We start from the raw sequence: 14,333 nt of genomic DNA on the forward strand, positions 1-14,333 counted from the left end.
TTCTCACTGAGAATCATAATACAAACAAATGGATAAGACCTGCAAAAATCCAGATTAGGGCTCCCCATTTATAGGCTTTTTTCCCAATGCTAAATTCTATGCCACGGCTCATATTATATCGTGTAACGCCATATGGAATCAGAATGTATAATAGCCATGCAATGACCATATAAGAAAACTCTAAGCCATACCGTACATGAGCAGATAATAACCCTACAATGAAAATAGTATCCCAAATCCAGCGATCATATACCGTCTTAGGCGTTTCTTGTCCTTCCAGGACAGGGCGTAAATGAGACACCGAAACAATTTCAAACACTTGCACAGCCCCAATACCCAAGGCAATAGCAAGAACAGTTTGCACAATGGTAACCCCATCAATTCCTAACAATGTAATATTACCGGTCACACCATACACAGCTACCACAATCATCCCTAACAATTGTAATGCTTTTGTGACTTCTTCTTTTTGCTGTTCTTTCACTGTAGTTCGTTCATAAAACATACGTTGAAAGGGTGTAGAAATTCGATTCAATACTAATGCTACAAAAATTGCCATCATAGAAACCATGTTATACCTCCCCTAAAAATACAGTTAATAACCGATTTAATTCCATTTGATCATAGGTACCCATCAACTCCCGTGCGGAATGCATAGCCAACAGTGGTAAACCTACATCCATGGTCCGCATCACTAATTGTGCTGAAGAAATAGAGCCTACTGTAGATCCACCTGGAATATCTGAGCGATTCACATAAATTTGATGCTTAATGCCATGGGTCTCACATAAATCTGTCACAATCGCTTGTGCCACCGCATCTCCTGCATAGGATTGAGAGCTAGCTATTTTTAAAACTACGCCACCATTCAAAGTTGGGTAATTTGTAATATCATTTTTCTCGCCATAATTAGGATGATATCCATGAGCCACATCAGAAGAAATCATGAACCCTTTTGCAATATCCGCTTCACAGGCTTCCTCTGAAAGCCCCAAGGCACGGTACACACGGCGTACTACATTGGGTAATAACAAGGAGGCTCCTCCTTGTTTTGTACGACTTCCCACCTCTTCGTGGTCAAATAGGAATGCCATACGAATCCCCGTAGCCTGTTGTTCTTTGGCACTTACAATCCCTTGCAAGCAAGCATAACAGGATGTAAGATTATCTAATCGTGGCGCACTGATATATTCCGCATCAAAACCAATCGTTCCCACTGTATCCGTATTATACACAGTCAACTCATAGGATAAAATATCTGCTGGTTCACAGCCAATTTCTTCAGCTAATAAAGCTTTTAATACAGTCTTGTCATCTTCGTACTCCGTGCCAAGACCACGCATTAAAATGAGCGGTAACATCTCTTTTTGCTTATTAAAACTTGCCTTTTCATTAACCTGTCGATTCATATGGATGGCTAAGCTAGGAATCGTAGCCACTGGACGAGCAAAATCTACATAATGTGTATCTAACTCTAGGGAGTCTTTCCCTTTTGTCACTACCACACCTGCCAGTGAAAGAGGTCGATCAAACCAAGCATATTGAATTAATCCCCCATAACTTTCCACATTCAGCTTACCATACCCTTTGTCCGTAATCATCGGATTAGGCTTCACCCGAAACCCTGGAAAATCTGTATGGGCAGAGGCAATCCGTAATGTCTCTCTTGGATGTTCTCCGATATGGAATGCTATTAAAGTAGTACCGTATACATCAATGACATAATCCCCTACTTCCAAATTCCATTCTTCGTCCATCGATAAAGGTGTAAACCCTTGTTCTTCTAAGCGACGATACGACTCCTCCATCGTATGATATGGTGAAGTAGAGCTTTCAATATATTCAAAAAAGTCAGCATACATAGTTGCGACTTCATTCTGTTCACACATAGTTCCTCCTATGAAAAATACCATAGGTACAACGTACACTATGGTATTGTCCACGCTTACTCTGGTAAGCCTACTGATTCTAAATTTGTTGTTGTAATTGTTTCAATCTCACCGGCATCACATAACTCTGCTACTTTAGGATCAATTGGTAATCGACCTAGTAACAATAAATTGTATTTTTTCAATACTTCATCAATGTGACTTTCACCAAAGATTTTATAATCTTTTCCATTATCTGGGCAATGGAAATAAGCAAAGTTTTCCACTACACCAATAATAGGTACTTGCATCATATCCGCCATTTTTACGGCTTTTTCCACAATCATGGATACTAAATCTTGAGGAGATGTAACCACGATAATACCGTCCAATGGTAAGGATTGGAATACCGTCATAGCTACGTCTCCTGTTCCTGGAGGCATATCCACGAACAAGTAATCTACATCGCCCCACACTGTATCGGAGAAGAATTGTTTTACCACATTACCTACTACAGGACCTCTCCAAAGGACTGGATCCGATTCATCATCTAATAGCAAATTCACAGACATCACTTTCACGCCATTTTTAGACACGATAGGATACATCAATTTACCATCATCACTACGCACTTTGTCTTTCAAGCCAAATACTTTTGGAATGGATGGACCTGTAATATCTCCATCAAGAATGCCTACAGATTTACCTTTACGAGATTGACTCACCGCCATCAAGCTTGTGACCAAAGATTTACCAACACCGCCCTTACCGGATACAATGCCGATGACCTTTTTCACATGACTTCTATCATTTGTTTTTACTGTCAAATCTACTGGTTGTTGCGTACCGCATCCGCTAGAAGATGCGCAACCGCCGCAACCACCGTTATCTCCACATGCCATGATAAACCTTCTTTCTATATGTCTGAAAGTCCTAAGAACTTTCTCTACCATAATAAATTCCATTCACCCTTGTGAACGCATGTATATCCTATATATCTATAGGTATATATGTATTATATCATAGGATACAAAAATTTTGTAACATCCCCATATAAGATAAGCGCAACATAGTCGTGAATAACTAAAATAGTTACCCTGCATATATTGCGCTTGTAATTCATCTTTATAAAATCCATGTACAGTGGAAATACTTAATCCCCACAATACTCACGTGTCAATTCTCCAATGATTTTCATGCCTTTACGGATATCTTCCAAAGATGGTACAGTATAGCTTAAACGGAAATGTTGTCCATAAGGAACTCCATCTGCTGCAAAGGCACCACTTTTTACAATGCCTACTTTACGAGCAATAGCCTCTTCAAAGAAAGCATCACAGTCCACATAGTCTGGCAATGTCATCCATATAAACATCCCTCCCGTAGGTTCTGTCATATGCACTTTAGAACTACCGTATTGACGAAATGTATCTAACATAACATGGCATTTTTCTTGATACACCTTACATACCTTTTGGATTTGCTCATCATAATCGATATGTTCTAACAAATGGCTTACTACACGTTGCGTGACTAGCGGCATTTGACCATCACAGTTATTCTTCATGACTTGGATAGCTTGGATTACTTCGCTTGGACCATACAAAAAACCAACTCGCAATCCTGCCGAAATCGTTTTAGAATAGGACCCTGCATAGAGCACACGATTATCCGTATCCATTTCTTTGAAAGTAGGCACTCGCTCACCGCCAAATCGAATTTCTCCATACGGATCATCTTCGTAAATGAACAAATCATAAGCTTTTGCAATTTCATAAATGGCTTTTCTTCGTTCTAAAGGCATAGTAATACCTGTAGGGTTTTGAAAGTTAGGAATCAGATAGATATATTTACCTTTTCCAGATTTTGCCGCTTCTTCCAAAGCTTCTGGAATCATACCATCCTCATCGGTAGGAATACCCACCGCTTTGGCTCCCACACTACGCACCGCATTAATTGCACTGGTGAAAGTATAGGCATCCATGTACACTTCATCACCTGCATCACATACTGTGCGGGGTACTAGCCCTAAGTCTTGACCTGCCCCGATGGATAATAACAACTGTTGGTTTTCTGTAGGCATGTGATGTACATGTACCAAACGATGCAATGTTTGCTCTGCTAACTTCGCATCTCCTTGCATAGGACCATATTGTAAAATTTCTAATGGATTTGTATGTACAATATGGTCAAAAGCTGCTTGAATTTCCTCTACTGGCACAACTTCACCAGCAGGATTTCCTATACCAAAACTGATGAATCCAGGAATCCCTGCGCCCCGCTCAAACACATCTCGAATGAAATTAGGGCCTTTACTAATAGACCGCTCTGGCAATGCAAATGCCATAAGAATCACTCCTTTTATATCTTATTTTTATTTCTTATTTTTATTTCTTATTTTTATTTCTTATTCTTATTTCTTATTCTTATTTCTTATTCTTATTTCTTATATATTTCTATTCATTTCTACGACATAGCTATACAATAACAGATTCTCACATATATATGATAAACAGGAGCAACAGCGTTGCTCCTGTTTTCGTATGTCATATGATATAACCTAGTTAGTTACATGCGCTTGTTCTTCAATAGTTAACAAGCAGTCGCCACTTTCAATACGGCTACCTTCACGAACATGGATGACACCTACCACACCAGCTACTGGTGCTGTAATAGTAGTCTCCATCTTCATCGCTTCTGTCACTACAAGGGCATCACCTTTTTTCACAGCTTGACCCACTTGTGCCACAATTTTCACCACAGATCCGGATAAAGTAGCCCCTACTTCACCAGGTTTAGTTGGATCCACTTTATGACGCACCACGCCTGTTGTTTTAATATGCTTGTCATGAACTTTAATCGTTCTAGGTTGACCATTTAATTCAAACAACACATGACGATTACCATCTTCATCAGCTTCACTCATTTGAATGTATTTGATGACCAATGTTTTACCTTGTTCGATAGTCACTTCTACGCTTTCACCGCGTTTCATGCCAAAGAAGAAAGTTGGTGTATCCAATACACTTACATCAGAATAGTCATGTTTGAACGTACTATAATCAGCAAACACCTTGGAATATAAGCAGTGAGCAATCACATCTTCATCTGTAGTGCCCGCCCCTTTTTCCGCTAATTCTTTACGAACCGCTTCAAAGTCAACTGATGGCAACATAGCGCCAGGGCGACCATCCAATGGTTTTTCACCTTTTAAGACAATTTGTTGTAACCGTTCAGGGAATCCCAAATATGGAGTACCAATGTAGCCTTTGAAGAATTCCACCACAGATTGTGGGAAGTCTAATGCATCCCCTTTGTCGTAAATATCTTGTTCTGTCAAATTATTTTGAACCATGAACAAAGTCATGTCTCCAACAATTTTAGAAGATGGCGTTACTTTGATGATATCACCAAATAACATACTCACTTCATGATACACACGTTTAATATCTTCCCAACGGTCTCCAAGGCCAACACTCTTCGCTTGTTGTTGCAAGTTAGAATACTGTCCACCAGGCATTTCATGTTGGTATACTGTTGTATTTGGGTAAGAAGATGTGTGATCCACTCCTTTGTAGTATGGACGAATAGAACCAAAGTAGTTGGATGCTTCTTCCATATAGGCTACATTCATAGTTGGTTGACGATCATGGCCAGTCAAACCATAGTACATGGAGCTCATGCTAGGTTGACTTGTACCATTGGCAAAAGCGGAGTATGCCAAGTCGATAATATCTACCCCTGCATCTACGGCACGACCATAGGAATAAATCGCATTACCAGAACCTTCATGGGTATGTAAATGAATTGGTAAGTCTACTGCATCTTTTAATGCGCTTACTAAGTTATACGCTGCTTGAGGTTTTAATAAACCAGCCATATCCTTGATAGCTAAAATATTAGCTCCTGCTGCTGCCAGTTCTTTACCCATATTGACATAATATGCCAAATTATATTTATCACGGCGAGGATCTAGTATATCTCCTGTGTAGCATAAAGCCACTTCTGCTACTTTACCTTGATTACGAACTTCATCGATAGCAACTTTCATATTATCTAAGCTATTTAAGCTGTCAAAGATGCGGAATACATCGATACCATTTTTACCAGCCAATCGGATAAATTCACGCACTACATTATCTGCATAGCTTGTGTATCCCACTGCATTGGAACCACGAAGTAACATTTGCAACAAAATATTTGGTACTTGTTCACGGAACATACGTAAGCGTTCCCATGGATCTTCATGCAAGAAACGATACGCCACATCAAATGTAGCACCGCCCCAACATTCTAGGGAGAACAAATTAGGCAATCCCTTCGCAACACGACCGGCTACACGAGCCATATCAGCTGTACGCAAACGAGTAGCAAATAAGGATTGATGGGCATCACGCCATGTGGTATCTGTAAACAATACTTTTGGTTGTTCTTGTACCCATTTAGAGAATTTTTCTGGTCCTAATTCATCTAGTTTTTGTTTTGTCCCCGCTGCTGGTGCACCGGCTACATTAGATGGCATAATGAGAGGTTCAAATGTTGGTACTTCTTCTTTATGTCCATTGTAACCATTGACAGTTACATCAGCAATGTAGCGAAGCAGTTTTGTACCTCTATCTTTATCTTTTTTTAAGTTGAACAATTCCGGATGTTCGTCAATAAAATGAACATTGTAATCTCCAGATTGGAACACTTCATGCTCTAATACATTTACCAAGAAGTGCACATTCGTTTTTACACCACGAATACGGAACTCTCGCAAGCAACGCAACATTTTGCGGATAGCTTCTTCTGTGGACAACGCCCAAGATGTAGCTTTTACAAGCAAGGAATCATAATATGGTGTGATAACCGCACCGGTGAAAGCATTACCACCATCTAAACGAATACCGAAACCACCAGAACTACGGTACGTAATTAATTTACCAGTGTCTGGCATAAAGTTGTTATTTGGATCTTCTGTAGTAATACGACATTGGATGGCTACCCCTTCACAACGAATATGTTCTTGTGCAGGAATGGCTACCGCTTCACTGTGCAATGCATGACCTTCGGCAATGCGAATTTGCGTATGTACAATATCGATGCCTGTAATCATTTCTGTTACTGTATGTTCTACTTGGATACGAGGGTTGACTTCAATAAAATAGAAGTTTCCATCTGCGGTTACCAAGAATTCTACTGTACCAGCGCTGACATAATTCACATGTTTCATGATTTTCACAGCGGCTGCACAAATACGATCACGCAAATCACGAGATAAGGCAAAGGCTGGCGCTACTTCTACTACTTTTTGATGGCGACGTTGGATGGAGCAATCCCGTTCATGCAAATGCACAATATTACCATGTTCGTCACCGATGATTTGGACTTCAATATGTTTCGGCTCTACAATTAATTTTTCTACGTACACATCATCATCACCGAAGGCCATTTTTGCTTCCGATTTTGCACGATCATAGGCATCGCGAAGTTCTTCATATTTTGTCACTTCACGCATACCACGACCACCACCGCCATTCACGGCTTTGATCATCAATGGATAGCCATATTTCTCAGCAAATGCTTCTAATTCTGCAAAGTCTTTCAATGGACCATCACTACCAGGAATCATAGGTATATCTGCTTTTTTGGCTTGAATACGGGCATTTACTTTGTCCCCGAACATCACTAAATGTTCTACTTTAGGACCGATGAAAGTAATCCCTTCTTCTTCACAACGTTGTGCAAAATGTGCATTTTCAGATAAGAAACCATACCCTGGATGGATCGCATCTACGTCATGTTCCTTCGCAATACGAATAATATCTTCAATATCTAAGTATGCATCTACAGGTTTTTTACCTTCCCCTACTAAATAAGATTCATCTGCTTGATTGCGATGTAATGAAAGTGCATCTTCGTTAGAGTAAATAGCCACTGTGCGAATCCCCATTTCGTTACATGCACGAAGTACACGAATAGCGATTTCACCACGGTTTGCTACTAATAGCGAGCGTATTTGTTTCATCATAATCCCTCCTCAACTTTGCATATCCCAGTATTACTACCATTTGGAATAGACATTTGTATACCTCATTATACTCCTAAACGTTGAAATTTTCTACCAATAAACATAGGTTATTGGTAAAATTCTTGAAAGAAGTATACGAATATAAAAAACTAAATATACAACTTTTATCTGTAAGACGGAATATGTATATATTTTTTGTAATCATTGACCATATTATCACTTTCTATGATATGATAAATTATATAATCTACATTTGGATACATATATACTTTACTCAACTACAAGGACATCTATGCAACCTATTTTATATTTCACACTTTCATTAGATCATGCTCCATGCTCCATGAATCAAGCTATCCGAGAGCAAAAAGTATCACAAGCTATGCGTCGCCGTCTTCGTCGTGAAGGCTCGTTCCTTGTGAATGACAAAACCGCCACTTGGGATACCTTACTACATCCAGGTGATTCCGTAAAAGTTCACCTCACTAAAACATCACACATCGACCCTACCCCTATAGACCTAGACATTGTCTTTGAGGACAACCATCTGCTGGTCATCAATAAACCTGCAGGCATGCTTATACATCCTACTTCCTCTGAAAGATACCACACACTTGCCAACGGCGTATTAGCATACTTTGAAAAACAAGGTATGAACGCTAGCTTTCACCCCATCCATAGACTAGATAAGGACACCTCTGGTCTCGTTATCATTGCTAAGAATGCCTTGGTTCAACATGCTTTCACCAAGCAGCATACACGTATTCAAAAAGTGTACGATGCTATAACCGATGGTATTATTCCTATCAGTAGGTTATCTATTCATTTCCCTATTGCTCGCTTAGAGGGTAGCATTATTGAACGTTGTGCTCATCCACTAGGGCAACCTGCCCATACAGATATCACTGTAGTTCGACAACATCCACATCATACTCATGTGCGCTGTTATCTGCACACAGGACGAACTCACCAGATTAGAGTCCACCTTAGTGCTCTAGGGTATCCATTAACAGGCGATGATTTATATGGAGGCTCCGTAACGTGGCAAAGTAAACAATGCTTACATGCATCAGAACTTTACTTTACCCATCCTATAACACAAGCGCGGATCACATTGCAGGCACCATTGCCAGAATATTTTAAAGAAACCCCTTAAAACACCCTTTTCCTTATTGACAGATACTATGTACAGTAGTATCTTATTATTACGGTGTATCGAAAAGCGAGAAGCTATATGTGAGCGGTGATTCCCACCGACGGTGTATGTATGGTACATCGAGAAGCGAGAAGCTATACGAGAGCGGTGATTCCCACCGACGATGTATGTATGATACATCGAAAAGTGAGAAGCTATACGAGAGCGGTGATTCCCACCGACGATATACATACTAACGAAATTAAAGGACTGTATAATATGCCTAGGCGTGTTATACAGTCCTTTTAATTTGCTTATTTATAAAATTCCTATGACATTCCAATTATCTCTATGAATGCCAATAATTATAACTTCTTTTTTATCTTCATCAATATAATAATAAATTGCATATTTTTTTATCAAGTGCCTATAAAGTCCAGGAAACTCTATCGGATCAAATATCCGATTTCTATATGGAAAGACTTCCAAAGAATCAATTGCTTTTTCAATACTCATTAAGATATTTTTAGCCGCGATGGGGTTATATAATGTATTAGTGATATAATGAACAATCTCTTTTAACTGCTTTTTAACTCACCTATTGATTCGTACTCGATAGGTTCCCATATTAAACCTCTGCCAGCAATCCTTTAATGACTTCGCGAGCATCATAAGTCTCATCATTATCATGTATACTCACTTGATAACTTTCACGTAAACATTTGTACAATTCTTCTTTAGTTAATTGTTGTAACGATTTCGGCTTTTCCACGTTTACACTAAGATTTAGTTTTCTTGCAGTAGCTTCCATACTATCACCTCGCTTACTATGGATATAAAATATATGATACCTTTATTATATACCATTTTTACAATATTGGTAATAAAAACTACGACTTTTACAATGATTTACCATAACAAAAAAACTGACATACTCTAAGAGCATGCCAGCTTTTCTCAAATCAAATTAAATTTTGTTGTTGCAACCTAATACATTTTTAATTTTATGTTGCACCATTGCTTGGATCGCCTCACGGCCAGGTCCCAAGTATTTACGAGGATCAAACTCAGCAGGATTGTTTGCTAATACTTCACGAATGCTTGCCGTCATCGCTAAGCGCAAGTCTGTGTCGATGTTAATTTTGCACACTGCCATTGTGGCTGCTTTACGAAGCATATCTTCAGGCACCCCTTGTGCGCCTGGGATAGCACCACCAAAGGAGTTACATTTTTCAACGAATGCTTGTGGTACAGAAGATGCACCATGCAATACGATTGGGAAGTTCGGCAACAATTCGCCTACTCGTTGTAAACGGTCAAAGTCTAAGTATGGAGTGCCTTTGAATTTATAAGCCCCATGGCTTGTACCAATAGCAATCGCCAAGGAGTCAACCCCTGTTAAACGAACAAATTCAGAGGCTTCCTCTGGATCGGTAAACAACGCATCTTTTTCGCTAACGTTTACATCATCTTCCACACCTGCTAAACGTCCTAATTCACCTTCTACTACAACGCCATGTTTATGAGCATATTCCACTACACGAGCAGTTAACTCTACATTTTTTTCAAAAGGATGTTTAGAACCATCAATCATAACGGAAGTAAAGCCGCTGTCGATGCAATCTTTACAAATTTCAAAATCATCACCGTGGTCCAAATGCAAAGCGATAGGAAGATCTGTATCGATTAAGGCAGCTTCCACCAATTTTGTTAAATACACAGGCTTAGCATATTTACGAGCCCCTGCAGATACTTGCAAGATTAATGGAGCTTGCTCTACCTTTGCCGCATCCACAATACCTTGGATAATTTCCATGTCGTTTACATTGAACGCACCAATGGCATAGCCGCCAACATAGGCTTTCTCAAACATCTCTTTCGTAGATACTAATGGCATAATGGGCCTCCTTGTAGTATATAATTAAATACATTATTAATGACTATATATTGTTATTATACCGTATCTACTAGAGCGATTCAAGAAAAATCTATATTCTCAAAGGTTGTCAATATGATTGAGAACATGCCTATTCTATGGTACAATTAAAAGTAAGTCTTTCATAGATTCAATCGAATCTTTCAGTATAGGAGATATCATGGTTAATCGATTTTTACAGGGTACGCTCATCTTGACGATTGCGGGATTTGTGGTGAAAGCTATTGGTAGCTTGAACTGGATTTTCTTATCCCGTGTTCTCAGCGGTGAGGGTATCGGTATCTACCAAATGGCATTTCCAGCGTACTTATTGGCGTTGCAGCTATCCAGCGCAGGAATTCCTATTGCCATTTCTATTATGACCGCAGAAAAATTAGCAAAACACGATTTACTGGGAGCCAAGAAAGTATTTTCTATTTCTTTCAAAATGCTATTTGTTCTCGGTCTATTGTTCAGTATTGCCGTCTATGGCTCTGCCCAATGGCTTATTGACATTAATTTCATTACAGACCCTAGGGCATACTATTCATTAATCGCTCTATCACCTGCGGTATTCTTTGTCACCCTTATTTCTTGCTATCGTGGCTACTTACAAGGTTGGCAAATGATGACACCTACGGCTATTAGCCAAATTGTAGAACAGTTACTACGTGTTGTAGTGATGCTGGGGGCGGCGTATATCTTGCTTCCTTATGGATTAGATGTGGCTGCAGGTGGTGCTAGCTTGGGGGCAGGTATCGGCGCAATCGGTGCCTTAGTAGTACTTATGTACTATTACTATCGCCTACCAAAACAATTAGACGAACCCATGATAACTACAGAACCACCTGAAAGTTCTAAGTCCATCATTCGTCGTTTAATCAACTTGTCCATTCCTATCGCATTAGCTAGCATGATGTTACCCATCGTAGCCATGCTCGATGTGGCCATCATTCCACGGCGATTGATCGATATCGGATATCCACTCCACGAAGCGACGGAGTTATACGGATATTTATCCGGTATGGCAGTACCTCTTATCAACTTAGCCACCATCATTACGGCAGCCATTGCCACGAGCATTGTGCCAGCTGTTTCCAATGCTGTGTCCATTAAGGATATCAAACAAGTCTACTATCGCACGGCAGGTTCCATGCGGTTAACCTTCGTAGCAACCATTCCTTTCACGGTGATGCTATACGTTTTGGCAGAACCAGTGGTATCCACTATTTATAACGCACCACGTGCTGCAGAAGCGACACAAATCTTAGCGTGGGCCATCTTCTTTTTAGGTCTTCACCAAGTGACGACAGGTATCTTGCAAGGTTTAGGAAAACCACGCATTCCTGTTATCAACATGGGCATCGCAGCCATTGTGAAAGTCATCTTAAACTGGCAGTTAACAGCCATCCCAGCTTTAGGCATCGGTGGTGCTGCTTACGCCACTGTCGCCGACATTGGTTTTGCTGCCCTATTGAATCTTATCTGGATTCATCGCCATACAGGCTACTTTATCGACCTTATCTTATTGGGTAAAAACATCATCTCCGCCTCCATCATGGGTGTGGCTATGTATTATTTCTATCCACTCTTACAAGGAAGCATCCCTACCTTCTTTAACATTATGATCACCGCTATCATAGGGGCACTTATCTATATAGCTATCATGATTGTACTGAAAGGTTTAAATAAAAACGATGGAGCTCGATTACCTGTGGTGGGACGATTCTTTAGATAATTGAATATCGGCATTAGTGGAATAGATGTTAGATTATTCCATATGAATAGAGCAAAATACCCTTGAATGATACTGTTCAAGGGTATTTGTATATAGTTTACTATATTGCTAGCGCATTCATGGACCACTCTCTACAAGCGCCATAAATACGACACTTTCAGTATGTCTTGTCAGTTCAATTGCAAAAAAGAACAGCCCCAAAGGACTGTTCTTCTATACGCAACCTATTCTATAGGTCATTATCTATTTGTCTTACGCGTTTTTAGCGATTTCAACTAATTTTGCGAATGCAGCTGCATCATGCACTGCCAAGTCAGCCAACATTTTACGGTTGATTTCCACGCCAGCTTTTGTTAAACCAGCGATGAAACGGCTGTAGGATAAACCATTGATACGGCTTGCTGCATTGATACGAGCGATCCATAATTTACGGAACTCACGTTTTTTAGCACGACGGTCACGACGAGCATAGTATAATGCTTTCATTACGGATTCGTTTGCTTTTTTGAATAAGCGAGAACGTGTACCGCGGTAACCTTTAGCTAATTTTAAGATTTTTTTATGACGTGCATGCGCTGTTACGCCTGTTTTTACTCTTGCCATTATTGTATTCCTCCAATATCGTTATATATTACTAAAATATTTGCATCTTATGCGTATGGTAAGCATTTCACTACGCGTTTGTAGTCAGATTTGCTAACCAATGTAGCTTTACGAAGATTACGTTTACGTGCTGGAGATTTTTTCTCTAAGATATGGCTTTTGAAAGCTTTTGCACGTTTGAATTCACCACTACCTGTTACTTGGAAACGTTTAGCCGCTGCGCGACGAGTTTTAATCTTTGGCATTATTCTTCCTCCTAATTACCTTTTTTAGCTAAAATCATTGTCATGTTTCGGCCTTCTAGTTTCGCTTCTTTTTCAACAACCGCTTGGTCAGTTAATTCACCAGCAAAACGAGTCAGCACATTAAGCCCCAATTCTGGGTGGCTCAATTCACGACCGCGGAACATGATCGTTACCTTAACTTTATTACCATCACCTAAGAATTTAGCTGCATTTTTAAGTTTTACATAAAAATCATGATCTTCGATGTGAGGACGAAGCTTAACTTCTTTCAATGTGAAAGTTTTTTGCTTCTTCTTTGCTTCTTTTTCGCGTTTTTGTTGCTCATAACGGTATTTACCATAGTTCATAATGCGACAAACTGGTGGTTTACCATTAGGGGCTACTTCTACTAGATCTAAATGTTGTTCTTCTGCCATAGCTAAAGCATCACGAACAGACATAATACCTAACTGATCATTATCTGCACTTACGACACGAACTTCGCGAGCACGGATCTCTTCATTAATACGCGGTGTATCTTTGCTAATACTAGTCACCTCCAAAGGGATAAAAAAATCGGATGGCACAAGGCCATCCGAGCATAGTTTGTAACTATCTGTACCCAACATTTCATGACATTAGGTGAGAAGCGGATGGCTTCTACTTGTTAATACTCCATTAGTATACGTTATTAAGGTCTATTTGTCAAGGATTATCCCTTTAACTTTATATATTATCTATAACTTTGTAGCAATATACTTTGCATAAATTACTAATAGGTTATACAGTAAAAAATACCTTCATACAACTCCGATAAAAAGGCCCTCCCGAAGGAGA

Annotated in this window: 12 protein-coding genes, 1 pseudogene and 1 other annotated feature; of the genes and pseudogenes, 2 read left to right on the forward strand and 11 right to left on the reverse strand. The window is 39.6% G+C overall.

The window, feature by feature from the left end; translation table 11 throughout:
- Positions 1 to 13 precede the first annotated feature (13 nt).
- The 5 genes from EO116_RS03075 to EO116_RS03095 all read right to left on the reverse strand — a co-directional run bounded on the left by EO116_RS03075 (position 14) and on the right by EO116_RS03095 (position 7,878).
- A complete protein-coding gene (locus EO116_RS03075) occupies positions 14 to 571 on the reverse strand; it encodes a hypothetical protein (RefSeq protein ID WP_127160575.1) in 558 nt (185 codons plus the stop codon).
- Position 572: 1 nt separating this feature from the next.
- Positions 573 to 1,889 (reverse strand): M18 family aminopeptidase, encoded by a 1,317-nt coding sequence (locus tag EO116_RS03080; protein WP_127160576.1) that lies wholly within the window; start codon positions 1,887 to 1,889, stop codon positions 573 to 575.
- Positions 1,890 to 1,945: 56 nt separating this feature from the next.
- Positions 1,946 to 2,770 carry an Mrp/NBP35 family ATP-binding protein gene (locus EO116_RS03085; protein WP_009354132.1) on the reverse strand — a complete coding sequence of 275 codons (825 nt, stop codon included), beginning with the start codon at positions 2,768 to 2,770 and terminating at the stop codon, positions 1,946 to 1,948.
- 251 nt (positions 2,771 to 3,021) lie between these two features.
- Positions 3,022 to 4,215 carry a PLP-dependent aminotransferase family protein gene (locus EO116_RS03090; RefSeq protein WP_127160577.1) on the reverse strand — a complete coding sequence of 398 codons (1,194 nt, stop codon included), beginning with the start codon at positions 4,213 to 4,215 and terminating at the stop codon, positions 3,022 to 3,024.
- Positions 4,216 to 4,428: 213 nt separating this feature from the next.
- Positions 4,429 to 7,878 (reverse strand): pyruvate carboxylase, encoded by a 3,450-nt coding sequence (locus EO116_RS03095; RefSeq protein WP_127160598.1) that lies wholly within the window; start codon positions 7,876 to 7,878, stop codon positions 4,429 to 4,431.
- Positions 7,879 to 8,173: 295 nt separating this feature from the next.
- Here EO116_RS03095 and EO116_RS03100 point away from each other — a divergent pair, with 295 nt between their 5' ends.
- Positions 8,174 to 9,037: an RluA family pseudouridine synthase gene (locus EO116_RS03100; protein WP_127160578.1), complete on the forward strand. Its 864-nt coding sequence runs from the start codon at positions 8,174 to 8,176 to the stop codon at positions 9,035 to 9,037.
- Positions 9,038 to 9,334: 297 nt separating this feature from the next.
- Here the strand turns inward: EO116_RS03100 and EO116_RS08765 are convergent.
- The 3 genes and pseudogenes from EO116_RS08765 to fba all read right to left on the reverse strand — a co-directional run.
- Positions 9,335 to 9,595 (reverse strand): annotated as a pseudogene (locus EO116_RS08765) (type II toxin-antitoxin system RelE/ParE family toxin); the annotation flags it as partial.
- 49 nt (positions 9,596 to 9,644) lie between these two features.
- Complete coding sequence (locus EO116_RS03110; RefSeq protein ID WP_127160580.1) at positions 9,645 to 9,827, reverse strand: hypothetical protein; 183 nt, start codon at positions 9,825 to 9,827, stop codon at positions 9,645 to 9,647.
- Positions 9,828 to 9,983: 156 nt separating this feature from the next.
- Complete coding sequence (gene fba, locus EO116_RS03115) at positions 9,984 to 10,913, reverse strand: class II fructose-1,6-bisphosphate aldolase (protein WP_127160581.1); 930 nt, start codon at positions 10,911 to 10,913, stop codon at positions 9,984 to 9,986.
- A gap of 199 nt (positions 10,914 to 11,112) precedes the next feature.
- Between fba and EO116_RS03120 the strand changes: the two genes are divergently transcribed.
- On the forward strand, positions 11,113 to 12,669 hold the full coding sequence (locus tag EO116_RS03120) for a polysaccharide biosynthesis protein (RefSeq protein ID WP_127160582.1): 1,557 nt from the start codon (positions 11,113 to 11,115) through the stop codon (positions 12,667 to 12,669).
- A 252-nt stretch (positions 12,670 to 12,921) separates the two neighbouring features.
- Here EO116_RS03120 and rplT read toward each other — a convergent pair whose 3' ends face one another.
- From rplT to infC, 3 genes are read right to left on the reverse strand one after another with little or no spacing between them, the layout of a single operon-like run.
- The gene (gene rplT, locus EO116_RS03125; RefSeq protein WP_126939044.1) at positions 12,922 to 13,272 is read right to left on the reverse strand and encodes a 50S ribosomal protein L20; all 351 of its coding nucleotides are present in this window, start codon (positions 13,270 to 13,272) and stop codon (positions 12,922 to 12,924) included.
- A gap of 47 nt (positions 13,273 to 13,319) precedes the next feature.
- Entirely contained in the window at positions 13,320 to 13,517 is a 198-nt protein-coding gene (gene rpmI / locus EO116_RS03130; protein ID WP_009354135.1) for a 50S ribosomal protein L35, read from the reverse strand.
- 11 nt (positions 13,518 to 13,528) lie between these two features.
- Positions 13,529 to 14,053 carry a translation initiation factor IF-3 gene (infC, locus tag EO116_RS03135; protein WP_009354125.1) on the reverse strand — a complete coding sequence of 175 codons (525 nt, stop codon included), beginning with the start codon at positions 14,051 to 14,053 and terminating at the stop codon, positions 13,529 to 13,531.
- 5 nt (positions 14,054 to 14,058) lie between these two features.
- Positions 14,059 to 14,168, reverse strand: a sequence feature (ribosomal protein L20 leader region).
- Between the last annotated feature and the right edge of the window lie 165 nt (positions 14,169 to 14,333).

The organism is Veillonella sp. VA137 (assembly GCF_003992015.1).
Lineage (GTDB): Bacteria > Bacillota > Negativicutes > Veillonellales > Veillonellaceae > F0422.

Bases quoted from the DNA above. Each gene is read 5' to 3' on its own strand.
- EO116_RS03075 (WP_127160575.1), bottom strand. From the start codon at position 571: ATGGTTTCTATGATGGCAATTTTTGTAGCATTAGTATTGAATCGAATT.
- EO116_RS03080 (WP_127160576.1), bottom strand. From the start codon at position 1,889: ATGTGTGAACAGAATGAAGTCGCAACTATGTATGCTGACTTTTTTGAA.
- EO116_RS03085 (WP_009354132.1), bottom strand. From the start codon at position 2,770: ATGGCATGTGGAGATAACGGTGGTTGCGGCGGTTGCGCATCTTCTAGC.
- EO116_RS03090 (WP_127160577.1), bottom strand. From the start codon at position 4,215: ATGGCATTTGCATTGCCAGAGCGGTCTATTAGTAAAGGCCCTAATTTC.
- EO116_RS03095 (WP_127160598.1), bottom strand. From the start codon at position 7,878: ATGAAACAAATACGCTCGCTATTAGTAGCAAACCGTGGTGAAATCGCT.
- EO116_RS03100 (WP_127160578.1), top strand. From the start codon at position 8,174: ATGCAACCTATTTTATATTTCACACTTTCATTAGATCATGCTCCATGC.
- EO116_RS03110 (WP_127160580.1), bottom strand. From the start codon at position 9,827: ATGGAAGCTACTGCAAGAAAACTAAATCTTAGTGTAAACGTGGAAAAG.
- fba (WP_127160581.1), bottom strand. From the start codon at position 10,913: ATGCCATTAGTATCTACGAAAGAGATGTTTGAGAAAGCCTATGTTGGC.
- EO116_RS03120 (WP_127160582.1), top strand. From the start codon at position 11,113: ATGGTTAATCGATTTTTACAGGGTACGCTCATCTTGACGATTGCGGGA.
- rplT (WP_126939044.1), bottom strand. From the start codon at position 13,272: ATGGCAAGAGTAAAAACAGGCGTAACAGCGCATGCACGTCATAAAAAA.
- rpmI (WP_009354135.1), bottom strand. From the start codon at position 13,517: ATGCCAAAGATTAAAACTCGTCGCGCAGCGGCTAAACGTTTCCAAGTA.